Genomic DNA, 19,556 nt, shown 5'->3' with positions numbered 1-19,556 from the left:
TAATTACTGGATAGCCCCTACCTTGAAATAAGGATTCAGAAGGTTCGCTTTGTTATATTGTAATGGTCGATCCGTATTCTGGTCGATCACTTCAACTCCCGCAGATTGACATATCGCTTGACCCGCTGCTGTGTCCCACTCCATGGTGGGTGCAAATCGAGGGTAAACATCTGCTTGCCCCTCTGCCACCAGGCAAAATTTGAGCGAACTCCCTTTAGAGACGATCTCCACCTGCTCAGTTCCACCTAGGGAATCAATGAAGTCTTGAGTATCCTTATTTAAGTGAGATCGACTACCAACAACACGTATCTTTTGATCGGCCTTAGCGCTGTAATGAATGCCTTCCGCTCCATCTGGTGTAAATTCATTGGAAATTCCTTCTGGAACTACCATTCGATAAGATTGCTCTGTCTCGGGATCATTGAAATACAAGGTCCGAGAAACGGGAACGAAAATCACACCCATCACAGGGTTACCATTTTCGACTAAAGCAATATTAACCGTGAATTCCCCATTGCGCTTGATAAATTCCTTGGTTCCATCCAAAGGATCGACGATCCAACATCTGTTCCAATTTTGACGCTCGTCATATGAAACCTGTTTGTTCTCTTCACTGATGATGGGTATATCCGTTTGAGTTAAGAACGAATTGATCACATCATTCGCCTTCTTATCGGCTTCCGTGAGCGGCGATTCATCACCCTTTAGTTCGATGTCAAATGGTCCGGAATAAACTTCCATTATAGCTTCACCTGCTCGTATCGAAGCAATTATGGCGAGATTGAGGTTGGTATTCATGGTTCTAAAAATTTGGTGCCCAAAGGTAAATAATTCAATGACAATGCTCCATCAAGTAGGTGAGTTTATTGTAACTTAGAAGAAACTAACCCTCAAAACCATTCAGGTGCATAAATTCTGTAGGAACACGATTTCCAGACTTGGTTTGATCTGCTTAGTCAGCGCATTGGCCAATTGCCAAGATTACGGCAAATTGGAGTTGGTGGATCAACTTCCAAAGGATATGCGAGAAGTTAGCGGTATCCAATTTGTTTCCGGGACCGATCATTTATGGATGGTGAACGATTCGGGGAACCGTCCGGAGGTCTACTGCTGGAATCTTCAAGAGTCTGGACTAGTGGGATCGGCACAGTTAGAAGGCTTAAAGAATGTGGACTGGGAAGAACTAGCCACCAACAAGGAATCTTTACTCTATGTGGGTGACTTCGGGAATAATATGAATAAAAGAAGGGACCAGGTGATTTATCATCTCAAAGTAGATCCACAGAATTTGGAGAAGATGCAGTTAGTTGGAAAAACTTTTTTTCGATTTGAGAATCAGCGCGAGTATCCCCCTAAAAAGAAAGAGCGGAAATTTGATGTCGAAGCCTTTATCTATCGGCAAGGTCAGTTCTACCTCTTCACCAGGCATAGAGATAAGGCCTTTGACAACGGAAGTAACATTTACCGTATCCCTGCTACTTCTGGAACAAAGATCGCGAGAAGATTAGGGAAATTCGAAAGTTGTAAAGACTCCAGGGACTGCCAGATCACTGCTGCAGATTACGACCCTGTACTGGACCGGATCGCCTTATTGAGTTACAACAAGGTCTGGATCTTAGATAGCATCAACTGGGATACGATGAAAAAATACCGAAGCAGGTTGTTTCGCCTAGGGCATCGTTCGCAAAAGGAAAGCATAAGTTTTGAAAAGGGGGACTGTCTGCTAATCGCCGATGAACGATCCAGAGGTCAAGGACCAAACTTATACCGTTACTGTTTAGAGACTAGCGCCGACCCCGAAGGTAACCCGTAAACCTTCGCTACTACCAAAGAGGCCCAGTTGCGCGGAAAGCGTATTGACCGCATTCACCCAGAATCCTCCTCCAAGGTCATTGTGCCATTTGGAAGAATCTTCTCCATCCAACCAAACGCGTCCTACGTCTCCTCCACCAAAAATTCCCAGTTCTAGCGGAAGTAATCCGGTCTTGAATCGAGTCAGATTATAGCGCAGATCCCCGCTAAATGCCAAGCTGCTATCTCCTGCAAAACGCTGATTCCTGAATCCCCTCAAACCTGTTTGCGCTCCTAGGACGGCCGCCTGGTAAAATTCGTAATCGCTTCCCAGGTTGAATTGCCCTTGGACCGCTGTGCGCAGCACTAGCTTTCTTTCCCTGGTCAAAGCGTTGAAGAATTGCAGACCTGGATGAATATATCCATAAGTATTGGAGTTCTCCAGGTTGGTGGTCACACCTCCTTTTAAACGGAAATACATCCCTCGAGTGGGCGTTCCTGGATTGTCGACGGATTCGAAGACATAATTCAGATCCAGGTTGGCAAAGGCATTTTTATCAAATACCTCGGGCATATCTTCGAAGAAATCTGTGGTGAACCGCCCTGGAGTATCATCAACCTCTACTCGGTAAAACGCCACTGTAGCTTCGAAACGGCTACCATAGAACCCGTTGTGGGCCAAACCTACCCTCAGATCCGTGGCTGCCGTCTTCACCCTGTTAAAGTCCAAACCTTCCTCGTCGTCCATATTCTCGGTATTGTTACCGAATCCAAAGAAGTTCCTTGTAAAATTCTCTGAGGTGATATGGGCATTGACCAGGAAATTCCATCGTCCCAGGGCATTGGTAAATTCACCGTTGTATTCTATGTCAAACCCATTGGTGGCAAAGTAATATCCAGCCCGTAAACGATGTTGGCGGTGGAAGGGTTCATTCTTAAACCCTTTAATGGTGAACACATCTACCACACCCAATTGGAATCCCTCGTCCGGGTTAAAACCGATCAGTGGTATAATATTGTTGGTTCTGTCAATGTACTTGGTGTAATCGTATAGATTGTTGGAGTAGATATCCGTCAGGCGGAATTTGGCATTACCTGGCTGCTCTATCGTATTGGGTTTACTCTTATGGTCAAAAACCTTGATCTTACGGCCATCTTCTATTCTATAGATATCGTTGTTCTGACCCCCTATAACCCGCGTAAAAATAGGTCGATCTCCTCCCCCGACTGCGCTGATCTCATCGTCATCATCCAAGGCATATATCCAGATCTCTGACGTTTCATCCCTGCTGATGTCCCGAACTTTGTATGCCGGTTGCACTTCTCCACCCTTGATCCGGGATATCTCTACTCGTGTGCTTCTATCGTTCCGAATGATCTTGATATGATCGTCCTTGTCCGTCGCCGTCATGATCACCAATTTGGCGAGGCGGTCGTAGTAGCGACTAGCCATATCCGGCAATTGTGCTCGTCGCTGCTTCAATATGGCCTTGATCCTTTCGGTGGTCTCATCCTGTAGTTCTACGGGAAGATTGGTGAAAGCCTCTTCGATTACTTGATCGGTCAGGGTTTGCTGAATATGTTCTGCCTCCTTGACCCAATCGTCTCTTACTGCCGTTTGTACAAATGTCCTGTCCAGTTTGATTCCTCCCAGATTGATCCACTTCACATCCTTGACATTGTCGCTGTATTCGGTAAATTTTCGTGTCAAGGGAATCAGCGCTTTTGCTAGGTCGGCTATGCTTCCGTCATAGTTGGCAAATACCTGGTCGCGATCTCTGGGAATAGGGCGATAGATGCTTTCGTCTTTGGAGATGTCAAATCGAGCCCATCTCCACTGATCCTGGTGACGGTCCCAATCTCCAAGGACCATATCGAACATCCTGGCTCTGATATAGGCCTGCTTATCTACCCGGTATTTCTCGTCAGATCGGAGTTTCTTCCGTACGTCATCGGTACTTTCAATATCATCAGGCTCACCAAAGGACGCCACATCTAAAAATCCGTCATCGGGCCTTTCCTCGATAAAATAAAGTTCGTCTCCAAACTCAGTATTAAAATGTCCCAGAGCTTTGTGCTTAGGCATGTAGAACAAATAAGGATTGGCGTGATAAACACCAACAGCGTCCGCCATACCGGCTACCGCAAAGGTCCCGAATGGATGAGTAGCCGTATAAAGGTCCAGGATCAGGTCCTCTGTGAAGGTATCCCGGAATTCATCTTTCACATAGGTATCCTTGAAGGCAGCGCTTTGCAAGAACTGTACGGCACTTTTCTTGACTGCTCTTATAGCATAATTTCTACCCTCGGCATCTTGTACGCGCAATGATCTGGTTTGAAAACCACCACCCTTTCGTTCGATGGTCAACCCACCGTATAAAGTATCTAATGTCGCTACCGGTACCTTCAGCTTGGTCCCATAGATGTAGCGATAATGTGATCCCCAGGCCTTTACATAAGCCTTTGATTTTTCGGTCTCCTCAGTATCATAAACGGTGGCTTCAATTTCGTTTGGAAAAGTATCGGGTAAACGACTAACATCATATTGCTCCCTGGGTGCATAGACCTCGGCTGTAAATTCCAAATTCTCGGTTCCACTGTCGAAGGTGTGGAAGCGAACCAGGGACGATCCATCCGTGTAGATATCCAATACGGCAAAACCTTGATCTCCGGTTACGTACTGTGCCCCAGGGCCTAATGCAACAGCGGACCGCTTGGATCCTGAACCCGAAACGATTTGCTTTACCCCCAGGCTTTCGATATACTGAAGACTGTGCTCATGACCAGAGACGAAAATCACCCGGTCACTATCCCTGGACATGGTCACTAATCTGTCCATCAATTCGTCGTAACGCACATTGTACCTATCCTGTGAAGACACTCCTCCTTGTGACCTCACCTGAGCCACAATAGAACCGAGACCCGGAAGCGGTATCGGTTGATTGAGTGGGAATAAATGTTTGTAAGCATTGAAAAAACCACCATGCTCCCCATAAGTAAAGGCCGGATGGTGCATAGCCATGATAATGGTCTTTTCATTGTGTTTCTTTAACTCGCCACTGATCTCCACAAAGAATTGCTCTCTGGTGTTGATCTCACAATCGTCGTTCATGGTGGGATGCTTATCCCAATCTGCCAGGTACCACTGGGTATCAATGGCCAAGAGAACAATGTCGTCCGAAAGATCGATCCGCTCATAGGGACACCCATTTTCCGGCTGGAAAACATCCTTGTCGCCCATGGCTTTCTCCACGTATTCTTCCTGTCGTTTAAGGCCAGCTAATCCCTCGCTGTACCAATCGTGGTTCCCTGGAATGAAATACGATTGACCTTTAAAGGATTTGGCCAGGTCGATCTGATAATCGATGCGGGTTTCTGCCTGGGACCTATTCTTATGCGATTTGGAGGGCATTCCCTGCCGGTAGATATTGTCTCCCAGGAAGAGTAGATAATCGTCTTCGGTTTGTTGACCACTCAAATAATCTTTCATCAGTTGCACGCCATCGGAGGCTTGCTGTTCTGTAGCGTACCCGGCATCACCGATCAGGTAGATACGCTTATCCAATTGCAGTTGGTCCGATCCGGAGGAAGGCACCGACCTGATGTCCGAATACTTTGATTTGTAGGTAGCACAGCCGGTTATCAATACTATGAGAAGAATATAAACCGACAGTCTGTAAATTTTAAGCATACAATCTGACTAAGGCTAAAATTTTAGTAATTTGACTCCGCAAAAATGGCTGTGATGACTCCAACATTGGAAGACGCTAAACGGTTTGTGACCGAGTTCCTGGTAGAGAACCTTCCCTCTACCTGTCTTTATCACAACCTAACACATACCAAACGCGTAGTTAAAAGTACAAAAGAAATCATTGATAATTCCGAGTTGACAGAGCAGCAGCAAGAAGTACTTCAATTGGCTGCCCTGTTTCACGATACGGGCTATTGTCAAGGCGGTTTGGATCATGAAAAACGCAGTGCCGAGATGGCTCGCAACTTCCTAACCGAGAAGAAGGTCCCGGAAGAGACCATCAAACAAGTTGAAGCCTGCATAATGGCCACCCGAATGGAAGCTAAACCGGAAGGGTTGCTGGAGGAGATCATCCGAGATGCCGATGCCTCCCACTTTGCGAAGGATTACTTCCAAGAGGCCAGCGAGTTCCTCCGCCTGGAACTAAAGATGCAGGGAAAGAAAGAATACTCCCGCTCTGCCTGGTTAAAGGAGAATATAGCTGTGCTAGAGAATTGGCATCAGTATTATACCGACTACGCCAAGGAAAATTGGGGTCCCAAGAAAGAAGAAAACCTCAAACGCATGAAAGAAGAACAGCAAAAGATCGAAAAGCAAAAGGCTGATAATAAAAAGACCAAGGAGCTGAACAAGCAAAAGGCCAAGAGCCTGGATCCGGACAAAGCCATTCAGAGTGTCTTTAGGGTAACGCTTCGCAATCATATTAAGCTGAGTGATATAGCCGATACCAAAGCCAACATTCTGCTATCAGTTAACGCTATCATCATATCCATTGCCTTGACCAACCTGATCCCAAAACTGGATAATCCGAAGAACGCTTACCTGATGGTTCCTACCCTGATCTTTTTGTTCTTCTCCGTGATTTCTATCATCATGTCTATTTTGGCTACCCGACCCAATGTGACCAAAGGCAGGTTTACCAAGGATGATGTGAACAAAAAGAAAGTGAATCTGCTCTTTTTCGGAAATTTCCACCAAATGAGCCTGAATGACTTTCAATGGGCCATGAACGAGATGCTGCAGGACAAGGAATATATTTATAATTCCCTGACCAAGGATCTCTATTTCCTGGGGCTCGTCCTAGAAAGAAAATACCGCATACTAAGAATAACTTACACGGTTTTCATGGTAGGAATGGTCGTTTCAGTAATTGCTTTTGCGATTGCCTTTATCTCGGTAGAAGCTACTTAGGCTCCGATCTCTTTCATCAGATCTTCATAGGTGTAGTAATTCTCCTCCTCACCAGGACGATTGTACAAGACGTTCACCCGGATGGCTTTTAAACCAGTGACCCCTTGAAGGTCTTCCAACTCCAAGATCTCCACCTCGTTACCCAATTGGTGCTTGGACTGCAGGAAGCCAACATATTTGAGGTATTCCTTCTCATCGGCTTTTTGAGAATATACTATTGTGATCTTGCCAGGCTGGGTAATGCGCTCATTGGTTCCCTTCACATAGGCCTTATCTACACGTTTTTTCACCACCTCATAACGTGCATTATAGGTTCCGTCTACGTCAAAACGCTTTTCATCCATACGGAATCGCAAAGCGAGTGAGGTGTTGAAGACCAGAATCATAGAGGCCACATCCATGGGGACAGGTAGATCCTGTTTCAAATGGTAAAAGTCATTCTCCATTTCGCACATCGCCTGTAATTGCCACAAGCGTAAATTATAGAGATATATCTTATTAAAGGATTTCTCCTTAGTGATAGATTCTCCTATGTACAGGTTGTGTTCTACCCCATCGGTCTTGAAACGCTCATAATAGTGCGGATACATGCGCTGAGCTTCATTCTGTTTTTGATCCAACAGTTCTGCCATGGATTTATTGACCTTCATAACAGACTGGTCATACTCCTTGCGGAATTTATAGACAAAACCTTTGTCGTGGTCTACCTCCTGGTTGTACAGATCGATCAACTCCTTCAGTTTCGGGCTCTTTTTACTCAGGTGCTTGTAGAGGGGTAGGATCTCTTTCCTTAGGAAAGCTAACACATTGCGTTCGGTATCTACGTCCAGGTGATGCTCCAATTCCTGCATATAACTGTCAATACGGAAGCGAATTTGTTCGTAGATAGGCAATTCCTCCATTTCGTAGATCTGATCTACAATACGGCCAACCAATAACAACTGCTCGATCAAATCTTTTGTAGTCGCATCATTTCTGGCTGTAGATGAACCTTTAATGTCTACTTGCCCGTACAGCGGATAAACATTATCAAAAGTGATCTCCTGATAACTGGAGGGCATATCCGTATGCCGTGACAGCAAAACACGTTCTGCCTCCTTTCGGAACTTCCAGTGCACACTTGGGTGTATAGAAGTACACTCATTTTGTATCATCAGTTCGATCTCCGCCTCTTTTCGATCTATTCCTCTACGTACGGCATCGACCAGATACGGCATGATGTCCTCTAGTTTAGTCGCATTGATCGAGTTCAAGTCCTGTGGGTTTGGGGATACCAATTCCATGACCCCCATAATTTTACCTCGGCTAACCAGTGGAGTTATGATGGCGCTACCGATACCTTGTTTGTACAACGTCTTGTACAGTCGGTTCTTTGGGTAAAGCCGATGAAACTTGGGAACATCCGAGATCGTGTAGCGTTCCTTCTTTTGGAAGAGTATGGCATAAGACCGATCACAGAGGGACACATGACAGGATTCGTTAAGTTTATCGTTTAGCAGGAAACTCGAGACATTATACATCTGCTTCGGATTGATAAACTCCTGCTCCTGGCCGTCAAACATGGCATAACCCACCTGGATCTCCGGTATATTAAACAGCCCTTGCATGGTAAAGAGGAACTGCTCAGCAAAGCCGTCTTCATTCGCCTCCTTTGTCAGGAGATTTGTTTTGAAGTTGGACAGAGCCACATCCGTGGTGGCATCATACATATTCGCAATTACAAAACCCTTAAAGATCCAGCTCTCTTGCGGAAACTTTTCCTTCCAGATGTCGATATTATCAAAATTATCCAACAATTCCGCCAAATCCTCTTTGGTGATATCCTTGGCATTCTCACCTTTAACCACCTCGACAAAATCTGCATTGTACAAGACACGATAGGATCGCACTATTCCCAATGCATCTGGAATACTGTAATAAAATGGACGTCTAAAATCTACATTGTATCCGTAATAGCTGTTTAGGATGATACTACAGCCCATGACGTAGAATTGTTCATCAGAAAAATCCATTAATTGGAGTGAGAAGTCCTCACCAGCTACATTCTGAATATTCTCGTACCGGACAGAAGCTTTGAAGATATTCTCTTGGAAAGGAACCGTAGCTATTTTGATCTCATTGGTCTCAAGCACCGACGCGAACAAATCTTCTAAAACAAAATCGATCTGGTCTTTATACTGACTCAGGTCGGTACCACTGGGTATACCGGTGGAAAGCTCGGGATACTGCTGGGCAATATCCAGTATCTTTTGAGCACGGTCCTTTAGCAAATCATTGGCCGTCACTAATTTCTTTCGATACAAATCGAAGAGCTTTTCGAAACTGATTTGAATGGCTAGCGGGAATGCTCTCTTCGTAGTTTTCATCTCAATATCAACCGGTTAAGTTATGCAAAGATAAAGATAAAATGCTCCAGGGTATCAAATGCCTAATTAACAATACTTTGAGATAATGTCGATTTTGCCAATTAAAAAATACCGCTATTTTTGCTCAAATCCTTATCCTACATATATGAGACGATTGATTTGTCTATTCATTACACTTGGTTTTATTTCTTGTTCCACGGACAAAGACCAATACCAATTAGCCGGCGATGCACGAGGCTATTCGGATGGAACCAAGGTCTATGTTTATTCGGTCTATGGCGATAATCGGCCCTTGATCATGGATACCCTATCTATAGTCAGTGGAAAATTCGGTAGTCAGTACGCCTTTTCTGACCTCCCAAGTTTGAACTATCTCACGGTAGAGAATACACAAGCCAATGTGATCTTCTTCCCAGAATGGAAAGAAGTTCAGGTGAACATTTATAAGGATAGTCTGGATGCCTCTTATGCTACAGGCGGGACGCAGAACGACGATTATTACACCTTTTCCCGTCAGATCGACACCTACAATGAACAAAAGCAGGAACAAGTTCAAAAGTATCAGCAGGCCAGAAGAGAACAGGACAACCTGTTGGCGTCCCAGATCCAGCAACAGAACCTTGCGCTGGTCGGAGAAGAGACTCAATACAAAAAGAAATACATCAAGGATCACAGCGAATCTCTGTTTTCATTAATGCTGCTTTCTGAAATGCTGAATCGGAAGCAGATCACGGCAGCAGAGACCAAACAGCTCTATGCAGGTTTTGGTCCAAACTTAACGGATACCCAGATCGCGAAGAACCTGGAAGATACCATGACCAACCTGGCCAAGGCCGAAGTCGGCTCCGTAGCTCCGGATTTTAGCGGACCGACACCGGATGGTAAAACCCTGTCCTTAAAAGATGCCATGGGAAAATACACCATAATCGATTTTTGGGCCTCCTGGTGTAAACCATGCCGTAGGGAAAATCCAAACGTTGTGCGAGCCTATAACAAATACCACGACAAAGGGCTAAATATTATCAGTGTCTCATTGGATAGAAACGGACAACGGGATCGGTGGATTCACGCCATTGAAGACGATAAAATGGACTGGTATCATATCTCACATCTCAAATTCTGGCAGGATCCGATTGCCCGTCAGTACAATGTAAAAGCTATCCCAGCGACTTTCTTGCTGGACGAAGACGGCAACATCATCGACAAGAACTTGCGTGGCCAAGCCCTACACGACAAGCTGGCAACATTAATGAAAACTCCCTGATAGTCAATCTTAAAAGCACGTTAATCAGTGATCAAGTCTCCAACTAATTCCTTAACTTAAGGGAAAAATTGGAGTATATGAACAAGATTCTACCTATACGGCCAATGTGGCTGTCGCTCTTTTTATTTTTTCTCTTACCCACCCTTCATTCCCAGAACTCAAATACCGGTATCAAACAGGTATATGGGGTGATTCAGACCGAAAATGAACCACTCTCGGAGGTGAATATTCGCGTGGAAGGAACAAGCCGAGGAACTCAAACGGACGAAAATGGCCGATATTCAATGGAGGTCCGCAATGGTGAGGTTTTGCAATTTAGTCATATTGGTTACCGGACCTTTTTTGTTATCGTAGAAGACGTGACCGAAGAACTGAACCTGGAAATGTTCCCGGTTTCCAACGAGTTAGGGGAAGTTATCATCAATGCGGATGTCCGAAAACCGCAAAATTCGGTGAGTTCCATCATCGAGGAAGAAGTACTGAATGTTGATCTCCCCATGCCGACCGGTACGCTTAACCCTTACAAATCGGGCTTTGCTACAGGGTATATTCCGGGTCGATTGGTTCAAAATGGATTGCCATTGATCGAAACATTGAATGGCAAGGTTGCTTCCTTGCGCGTGATCAAAAATCAAATTTTTATACGTGACCTGCCTGTTCGGGTGCTGGTAGATGGACTACCCTCTCCAATATTGCCCGATAGTCAATTGCTGGTAGATGGACTACCCTCTCCAATATTGCCCGATAGTCAATTGGTCGAAGATATTTTCGTATTCAGGAATACCAGGACTGTATACATCCGGACCATAGCCAACTTATCGATTGCTCAACAAAAGCGTGATCGGGCCAATGAGCGCATAAAAAATCAAAACTTTTACCAAGACGACGCGGTTCGTGCCGACAGTGACATGCAATCAACGAATTCTGCTAGTAATCCTGTTGCTGTTGTGTCTGGTCCGCTCAGGAAGATCAAGGGAGAGATCTCCTTTGCCGAATCCCCCATGCCCGAGGTCAATGTAACAGTTGAAAATACCAACCGCGGTACGACTACTAATGCCAAGGGGCGCTATCAGATCAAAGCGAGAACTGGGGAGGTCCTCGTTTTCAGTTATGTCGGATTCAAGGCCGTTAGATTGATCGTCGAGGATGTTACCAGCGAACTCAGTTTCGAAATGATAGCCAATGAAAATGTATTGGATGAAGTGGTTGTAAAAGCGAAAAGCCGAGATGGAGAACGATCCAGTTACACCAAAAAGGCCGAACGGGAATTCTACACCTCAATGGGGAGATTCGATCCGAAGAAAGCCGGATATAACAGCGGATATATTGATGGTGATGACCTGAATCCCGCCTCCGTCAATTTGCTGGATTTCATGGCCGGAAAAGTGGCGGGTTTGACTGTTAATCCGATTACCGGCGAGGTCGTGATACGTGGAGGAACAGGCTCCATTGAGGCAAACACTCCTCCTTTGTGGGAGGTTGACGGAGTCGTACTGACACAAATCCCACCTTTGGATGTAGCAAACATCAAGGATATCCGGGTGCTAAAATCGATCTCTTCCCTAACTCGATATGGCCCACAATCCGCTGGAGGTGTGATCGTGATCCAAACACGATCCGGTAACTTTGAGGCCAAGGATGGTGCCGCAGTGCTCAATACTGATCTGGCCAACTCCAACTTCTATAACAATGACGCATTGGCCAATTCTGAATTTGCTCGGGCTCTGGAGAATGTATCTGAACTCAGAACCCAACTACAATCAGAAAATAATCCAGAACGATTAAAGGCCATCGCTTACCAGTTTGAAGCATTGGATATGAACTTCGACGCTATCGAAGCGTACAAAAAGGTATTTGGTCTAAGGCCCAGATACGCCCAATCCTATCGGGATCTTGCACAGGCTTATGTACAGGCAGAGCAGTTCAAACCGGCCTGGAGGATGTATATGGGATATATAAACCAAGGCTACCCTACGGGTTTAGAGGGAATTGGGGAATTAGTATACGATGAAATGGAATGGCTCTATTTCAGAAGAAAGAACCAGACCCAGATCAAAGAGGTTTTCCAAACCCAAAGTGAGGATCTGATGGATTTTCAGACCGATGTTCGTTTTGTCTTTGAATGGAATACATCGGAGGCGGAATTTGATTTGGAATTCGTCTCACCGGACAGGAGGGCGTATGTGTTTGAACACACCTTGGAAGCCAACCAACTGCTGATCAATACCGAAAAGCGAACGGGATTTTCCAGTAAGCGATTCTTTATAGAGGACATTATGGAGGGAGATTGGTTGATCAATTTAAGCTATAAAGGCAATAAGAAATCTGCGCCGACCTATTTCAAAATGACCGCCTATTATAACTGGGGGAAAGTGGACGAGACCAAGGTGGTACAGGTTTACAAATTAAATCCATCTGACGATCAAAAGATCCAACTGCTAAAGATCAATCGTCAAACCCTCTTGGCCAGTCGATAGAACCCGCTCTAGATCTTTCCTGCCTTACTCAATAAGAACAACAAGATGATGGGTGCGGCCAAAACCAGGACGATCCAAAGGTTGGTCTGTAAGAGTTCAGGATTGAATAAGATGGTTAGCAGATATCCCGCTATTGCACCTCCAAAGTGGGCATCGTGACCGATGTTCCCCACTCGATTCTTCATCCCGTAGATCGAATACAAAAGATACAATAAGCCAAAGATCCAGGCCGGAATTGGGATTGGAATAAAGAATAGATACAAGCCCATATCCGGATAGAACAAGATGGCCGAATACAGTATCCCGGTGACTGCTCCACTGGCTCCCACGGCGCTGTAATGGTACTCATCCTTGTGGAAATAAAAGGAGAGCAAATTACCAACCAGCAAACTGGCCAGGTAGATCAAAGCGAACCGCAATACACCCACATTGACGATGACCACATTGGCAAAGAAATAGAGGGTCAGCATATTGAAAAGCAAGTGGGTGAAGTCTACATGAAGAAATCCGGAGGAGATCATCCGTACGTTCTCCCCTCTTCTGATTCCGGCAATATTGAACTTGTATTTCTCGAAGAATCCGTAGTCGTTGAACCCTTTTAGTGAAAAGATCACATTGGCCGCAATGATAATGAGGGTGACAGGTTGAATTTGTTGCATGGAATGCGTTTAAGTAGCGAAGATAGTGATGTAAAAATAGTAGTTTTGTCCTTTAGATCGTATGCAGCGCCTCATTTATATTGTTCTTTACCCACTGATGTGGGTCACATCCAAATTACCTTTTTGGTTGCTGTATCTAAAGTCTGATTTTCTCTTCTTTCTTGCATACCGGGTTTTTGGCTATCGAAAGAAGGTGGTTATGGGTAACCTGGACCTGGTCTTTCCAGATAAAAGTCGAGAACAAAAGAAAATTATCGCCCGCAGATTCTATACCCACCTTTGCGATCTGATCTTTGAGACCATTAAGAACCTGACCATAAGCGAAGAAGAGAGCACCAAGCGCTTCCAATTTGAGAACATCGATCTCATCCATCAATACGCGGAGCAAAATAAAAGTGTGATGCTGATGTGTGCTCACTATGCCAGCTGGGAATGGAGTGGCATTTTGCAGAAGCAGATCTCCCAGCAGGGATATGCTGTTTATAAACCACTGGACAATCCTTACTTTGACCGTTTGGTCCGAAAGATCCGTGGGCGATTTGGCGCCGAGATCGTGTCCAACAAGAACATTGTTCCCAGACTTTTCAGAGATAAAAAGGATGGCAAAGTGAATATGACCTTGATCCTGTCCGATCAAACCCCCAAACTAGGGGCTTTTAAACATAGGGACCATTTTATGGGTATCGATGTACCTGTTTTCACCGGAACAGAGGAACTGGCCAAGAAATTAGGGCATGCCTGCGTCTATTTACAAATTGAGAAGGTAAAGCGAGGCTATTATTCCGCCAGATTCATTCCCCTTTCAGATGATCCTGCAAGTTTACCGGACTACGAGATCACCCGACTATTCCTGGACAATATCGAAAAACAGGTAGCCGAAGACCCGGCTTATTATTTGTGGTCGCACAAGCGCTGGAAACACCGGCTTACCCCTTAGCCAGGGCGTCTATCTCTCCAAGAAAACGATCGGCCAGCTTATCCGCCTCATCTTGTGATCCGGCCTCGGTGTAGACCCGGATAATGGGTTCGGTATTGGATTTTCGCAAGTGTACCCAGTTGCTCGGGAAATCGATCTTGACCCCATCTATCGTACTAATCTCTTCATCAGCATACTTAGTGGCCATACCCGCCAAAATACCGTCAACATCCAGATCTGGCGTGAGGGAGATCTTCTTTTTACTCATAAAATATGCTGGATATCGCTTCCGGAGTTGGGAAACTGAGGTTTTCTCATTGGCCAGGTGGGTCAGGAATAATGCAATTCCTGCCAAGGCGTCCCGACCATAGTGCAATTCCGGGTAGATAATTCCCCCATTGCCTTCACCTCCTATGATGGCATTGGTCGCTTTCATGGCCTTAACCACATTGACCTCTCCCACGGCACTAGCTGTATATTCTCCACCTCTTTGTTTGGTCACATCTCGCAATGCTCGGGATGAAGACATATTGCTGACCGTATTCCCAGGGGTTTGAGACAACACATAATCGGCCACCGCTACCAGGGTATACTCTTCGCCAAACATCTCCCCTTTTTCGTCCACAAAGGCCAAGCGATCCACATCAGGATCCACTACGATCCCAAAATCGGCTCGGTGTTCCACCACTTCCCGCATCAGGTCGGTCAGATGCTCTTTCAAGGGTTCCGGGTTATGTGGAAATTCCCCGTTGGGATCACAGAATAGTTTAACCGGATGTACCCCTAAAGCCTCTAAAAGCAGAGGAACGGCTATTCCACCTGTCGAGTTCACCCCGTCTACCACCACCTTGAATTTCGCCTTGCGAATGGCCTCGGCATCTACCAGCGGCAGATCGAGTATCTCGTCTATATGGATATCTATATAGGCCTGGTTACGCACTACCTGACCCAAGTGGTCTACCTCACTGAAAGCAAAATCGGCTGCCTCTGCCAGTTCAAGGATACTGGCACCTGCTTCGGCATCGAGGAACTCACCTTCGTGGTTCAATAATTTAAGTGCGTTCCATTGCTTCGGATTATGACTGGCGGTCAAAATGATCCCGCCATCGGCCTTTTCCAATTGAACCGCTACCTCTACAGTAGGAGTGGTTGACAGCCCCAAGTCGATCACGTCGATCCCCATTCCTACCAAGGTTTGCATCACTAGCTGGTGGACCATTTCACCTGAGATTCGAGCATCTCTTCCCAAAACAACTCGGTAATTCTCTTTTTTGCGGAATTCGCGAATCCATTGCCCATAAGCAGAGGCATATTTGACAATATCGATAGGGGTTAGATTATCTTCCGGCAACCCTCCTATGGTGCCGCGGATTCCAGAAATGGATTTGATCAAGGTCATGTTCAGGGTATTTTTGGCAAAGATAATTTATCTGCTTCTTCAAAACCCTCGATTTTGTAATTTGTCCAACGTGAATTTTCTCGCACATATCTATCTATCCGGAGAGGAAGAACTGGTTACCTTGGGTAATTTCATGGCGGACGGCATCAAAGGCAGGAAGTACAAGGATTACTCCCCACAAATTCAGAAAGGAATATTATTACATCGGGCAATAGATACCTTTACCGATGCACACCCTGTAGTCCGTCAGAGTACGGCTCGTCTACACGCATCTTACAGTCATTACAGCGGGGTGATCGTGGACATGTTCTACGACCATTTTCTGGCTTCCAGATGGATGGAATACCACAAACAGCCACTGCAAGACTTTGTGCAGGAATTCTACGATCTCTTGCACCACAGATATGACGAGTTAACACCGCGAATACAACGGTTGATGCCTTATATGATTGCCGACAACTGGTTGCTCAGTTATGCGACCATTCCCGGTTTAGAGAAAATATTGGGTCAGATGGATTCCCGCACAGCAGGTAAGAGCCGAATGCAACAGTCTGTCAACGAACTACAAGAATTCTACGAGGAATTCGGGTCCGAGTTCGATCTCTTTTTTAACGAATTAATTATCTTTTCCCAATCCAAATTAGACCAACTATGAAAAATCTATTGCTCGCTCTTTTCGCATCTATCCTTCTGATCGCTTGTAAACAAGAAAAGGAAGCCGTTGTCGATATACAGGAGACCAAGCCTATATTTCATGGCTTGATCGTGGATAATGCTATGGCGGTTTCGGCCCGGGAAGAAGCATCTCGTATTGGTTCGGAGATCATGAAAAAGGGAGGAAATGCCTTCGATGCAATGATTGCGACAGAGATGGCCTTGTCTGTGGCCTACCCTTTCGCAGGATCCATTGGAGGGGGTGGTTTCCTGGTCTACAGGACACAGCACGGAGAAATAGGTGCCTTAGATTATAGGGAGAAAGCGCCATTAGCGGCCAGTAGAGATATGTACCTGGATGAAGATGGTAACTATCAGACGGCGATGAGCAAAGTGGGTTCCATGGCCATAGGGGTACCTGGTGGTGTAGCCGGTATGTTTGCGGTGCACGAAAAGTTTGGCACACTTCCAATGGAGGAACTACTGGCCCCGGTGATCCGATTAGCGGAAAAGGGTTATGTAGTCACGGAAAAACAAAAACAACGATTTGATAACTATCGGGACCTCTTTGAAGAAGTAAATGGCAAGGGGTCTGTCTACACCCAGGTTTATGAGGCAGGTGATACCCTGAAAAATCCTGCAATAGCAGCAACACTGACAAGAATAGCTGAGAATGGTCGGTCTGAATTTTACCAAGGGGAAACTGCCCGGCAACTGGTGGATTTTGTCCAAGGACACGGTGGTATTATTACAATGGAGGATTTGGCAGCTTACGAAGCAGTCTGGCGGGAGCCGGTAGTCTTTGATTACAAGGATTTGCGAGTTATCTCCATGGCCCCTCCTTCTAGTGGTGGTGTCTGCCTTGCCCAGATCATGAATATGATAGAGCCATACCCTATCGGAGTATACGGTCACAACAGTACCCAGGCCATACAGCTCATGGTAGAGGCCGAGCGCCGTGCCTACGCCGATCGCAGTTTCTATCTGGGCGACCCTGATTTTGTCAATATTCCCATTGACACCTTGATCTCGGACGACTATCTATCCGGTCGTATGGACGAATTTTCTTTTGACCAGGCCACTCCCTCTTCTTCGATCAATTATGGAAGTATCCCCGGCTATGAAAGCATGGAGACCACCCACTATTCAATAGTGGATACCCAGGGTAATGCGGTTTCTGTCACAGTCACGCTAAATGGGGCCTACGGCTCTAAAATGTATGCCGATTCCATTGGGTTCTTTTTGAATAACGAAATGGACGATTTTAGTGCAAAACCAGGCGAGCCAAATATGTTTGGCCTTATTGGCGGAGAAGCCAATTCCATTGCACCAGGTAAGCGTATGCTGAGTTCCATGACCCCCACCCTGGTAGAGAAGGACGGCGAATTTTGGATGACCGTGGGAACACCCGGTGGATCTACCATCATCACGTCGGTTCTACAAACCGTTCTGAACGTCTATGAACACGGCATGACCATGCAAGAAGCCGTAAATGCCCCGAGATTTCATCATCAATGGCTGCCAGACGTGGTGTTGTTTGAACCCAATTCCTTTGACCCTGCTGTACTTGAAGCCCTTAGAGCCAAAGGTTACCAAACCAACGAGAATAACTCACCAGTAATCGGTAAGGTGGATGGAATCCTAGTATTACCGGATGGTCGCCTGGAGGGTGGAGCAGACAGACGTGGAGACGATACTTCTGTCGGATTTTAACGTATTCCAACTTATTTTTTGACCGTTTATCGGGCTTTTCTGTTCTTACATCGAAATGTAAGTTTTTTACTACATTTTGTAGGATTAATCGCTAATTTTGAGGAACTAACTAAATCCAACTAATGGTGTATAGCTATACCTATAGCAGATCCCGTTAGCCCTAGTCTGGGTGTACGTTTGTAGGACTTTGATGTTTCTGCCCAGACTTAACGAGATCTGCTTTTTTTTTTGGGTATTTACTATACCTTCCCATGAGAAAGACCCCACTCATATCCCACTCCTATGCCCTGATCCCATTGGGGATAAGCGGGATAGTCACTATAGCCATTTTTTTCCTGCTCTGGTACAATTCCGGTACCAATACGGAATATGTAGAGCGGTTGCAGTTGGCTAGCGGTCCATTTATGGCCATCAGTGGCGGTCTGTGTTTACTCATTGTTCTGTATTTGCTCTTCACCATCGGCCGTCTCCGTCAAAACCAGGACACCAATAGCGATCTGCTCACCTTACTGACGCAAAAGATGCATCATTTCCGCAGTATAGTGGAGTTACTGATGAATTCTAAAATGTGGATGCCTGGGCTCAAAGAATACATTGATGATGAATTCGAAGGTCTGACCTTCTTCGAAGTAAAGGAGTTTTACAAGGGAAAGTCCAAACTGGCCATCGAATTCCTACAGGAAAACTCGCCTTATCAGGACACTGAGAACTTATATCTGGAGCTGAAATCCCTGTTGATGACCGACCTCCGGGAGAGACGGGTTAAAGAGCAGATCTCCCACCCTTCAATCTACCCAAATGAGATGGTTCAAAAGTGGTTGGAGCATAAGTGCGGTTCAGGCCTGTGGTATTATTTTGGATACAAATACGCCTCCTACAAAGAGGCGCTCAACTACGAAGCCGTTTACGAAAGGCATCAGGAGAAGATCATGACCTTGGCCTATTCTATAGACGGTGAAGCATTTGAAGATTCCTCTTTCAACGAGGTATTCTTATCCAAATTGGGTGAATACATGACCAATGAGGTCATCCCGAGATTATTCCAACTCCAAAGCAAGATCAGACAAAGCCTCCCTGCCTTTGTCAATTATCTCTATGGCTTATTCCTAGCTTTGGTATTATTCGGATTGAGCCTACCCCTGGCCTATCGGTTATTTCAACTTCCGGAAATCACCTTGATGGTCTCCTTTGCTTTTGTAAGCGGGATCTTTTTCTTTATCACCTTCTCCCTTTATCCCTTCCTCAAGAACCAATTTAGCCCGCCTGTTCAGGGCTGATCTTCGGGACCCAATTCAGCCAATTGATCGGCTCGAAATTGTATTGCTAAATAACTCCAGTCCGTTCTTATTCTGCTCGTAAATAAGTACTTTTGCAA

The 19,556-nt window shown here is 45.6% G+C and carries 13 protein-coding genes; 8 read left to right on the top strand and 5 right to left on the bottom strand.

Translation table 11 applies throughout. From position 1 onward, the window contains the following. Positions 1-3: 3 nt before the first annotated feature. On the bottom strand, positions 4-798 hold the full coding sequence (gene cysQ, locus BST85_RS04405) for a 3'(2'),5'-bisphosphate nucleotidase CysQ (RefSeq protein WP_104812150.1): 795 nt from the start codon (positions 796-798) through the stop codon (positions 4-6). A gap of 106 nt (positions 799-904) precedes the next feature. Here cysQ and BST85_RS04400 point away from each other — a divergent pair, with 106 nt between their 5' ends. Further along, positions 905-1,813, top strand: a complete 909-nt coding sequence (locus BST85_RS04400; protein ID WP_146090645.1) for a hypothetical protein — start codon at positions 905-907, stop codon at positions 1,811-1,813. Here the strand turns inward: BST85_RS04400 and BST85_RS04395 are convergent. Further along, positions 1,778-5,482, bottom strand: coding sequence for a metallophosphoesterase (locus BST85_RS04395; RefSeq protein WP_104812148.1), 3,705 nt, complete (start codon positions 5,480-5,482; stop codon positions 1,778-1,780). The genes BST85_RS04400 and BST85_RS04395 overlap by 36 nt on opposite strands. 54 nt (positions 5,483-5,536) lie before the next feature. Here BST85_RS04395 and BST85_RS04390 point away from each other — a divergent pair, with 54 nt between their 5' ends. Continuing rightward, positions 5,537-6,733, top strand: a complete 1,197-nt coding sequence (locus BST85_RS04390) for a Pycsar system effector family protein (RefSeq protein WP_104813899.1) — start codon at positions 5,537-5,539, stop codon at positions 6,731-6,733. Here the strand turns inward: BST85_RS04390 and BST85_RS04385 are convergent. Then, a complete protein-coding gene (locus tag BST85_RS04385; protein WP_104812147.1) occupies positions 6,730-9,099 on the bottom strand; it encodes a GAF domain-containing protein in 2,370 nt (789 codons plus the stop codon). The two genes, BST85_RS04390 and BST85_RS04385, sit on opposite strands and share 4 nt — an antisense overlap. Positions 9,100-9,244: 145 nt before the next feature. On the opposite strand from BST85_RS04385, the gene BST85_RS04380 reads away from it, so the two are divergent. Further along, positions 9,245-10,363 (top strand): TlpA disulfide reductase family protein, encoded by a 1,119-nt coding sequence (locus tag BST85_RS04380; RefSeq protein WP_181039951.1) that lies wholly within the window; start codon positions 9,245-9,247, stop codon positions 10,361-10,363. Positions 10,364-10,440: 77 nt separating this feature from the next. Beyond that, entirely contained in the window at positions 10,441-12,840 is a 2,400-nt protein-coding gene (locus BST85_RS04375) for a carboxypeptidase-like regulatory domain-containing protein (protein ID WP_104812145.1), read from the top strand. Between the two features lie 8 nt (positions 12,841-12,848). Here BST85_RS04375 and BST85_RS04370 read toward each other — a convergent pair whose 3' ends face one another. Further along, the gene (locus BST85_RS04370) at positions 12,849-13,499 is read right to left on the bottom strand and encodes a rhomboid family intramembrane serine protease (protein ID WP_104812144.1); all 651 of its coding nucleotides are present in this window, start codon (positions 13,497-13,499) and stop codon (positions 12,849-12,851) included. 61 nt (positions 13,500-13,560) lie between these two features. On the opposite strand from BST85_RS04370, the gene BST85_RS04365 reads away from it, so the two are divergent. After that, positions 13,561-14,436 (top strand): lysophospholipid acyltransferase family protein, encoded by an 876-nt coding sequence (locus BST85_RS04365; RefSeq protein WP_104812143.1) that lies wholly within the window; start codon positions 13,561-13,563, stop codon positions 14,434-14,436. On the opposite strand, the gene glmM is transcribed toward BST85_RS04365, so the two are convergent. Next, positions 14,426-15,814 carry a phosphoglucosamine mutase gene (gene glmM / locus BST85_RS04360; protein ID WP_104812142.1) on the bottom strand — a complete coding sequence of 463 codons (1,389 nt, stop codon included), beginning with the start codon at positions 15,812-15,814 and terminating at the stop codon, positions 14,426-14,428. The genes BST85_RS04365 and glmM overlap by 11 nt on opposite strands. A 70-nt stretch (positions 15,815-15,884) precedes the next feature. Here glmM and BST85_RS04355 point away from each other — a divergent pair, with 70 nt between their 5' ends. The 3 genes from BST85_RS04355 (at position 15,885) to BST85_RS04345 (ending at position 19,458) form a co-directional block, all read left to right on the top strand. Then, the gene (locus BST85_RS04355; protein WP_104813898.1) at positions 15,885-16,469 is read left to right on the top strand and encodes an acyl carrier protein phosphodiesterase; all 585 of its coding nucleotides are present in this window, start codon (positions 15,885-15,887) and stop codon (positions 16,467-16,469) included. Beyond that, on the top strand, positions 16,466-18,181 hold the full coding sequence (gene ggt / locus BST85_RS04350; RefSeq protein ID WP_104812141.1) for a gamma-glutamyltransferase: 1,716 nt from the start codon (positions 16,466-16,468) through the stop codon (positions 18,179-18,181). Before BST85_RS04355 ends, ggt begins: the two co-directional genes overlap by 4 nt. A gap of 251 nt (positions 18,182-18,432) precedes the next feature. Continuing rightward, a complete protein-coding gene (locus tag BST85_RS04345) occupies positions 18,433-19,458 on the top strand; it encodes a hypothetical protein (RefSeq protein WP_104812140.1) in 1,026 nt (341 codons plus the stop codon). The last annotated feature ends 98 nt before the right edge of the window (positions 19,459-19,556 follow it).

The sequence above is a fragment of the Aureitalea marina genome (assembly GCF_002943755.1).
GTDB classification, from domain to species: domain Bacteria; phylum Bacteroidota; class Bacteroidia; order Flavobacteriales; family Flavobacteriaceae; genus Aureitalea; species Aureitalea marina.
This window is presented reverse-complemented; position numbering and strand designations above follow the sequence as displayed.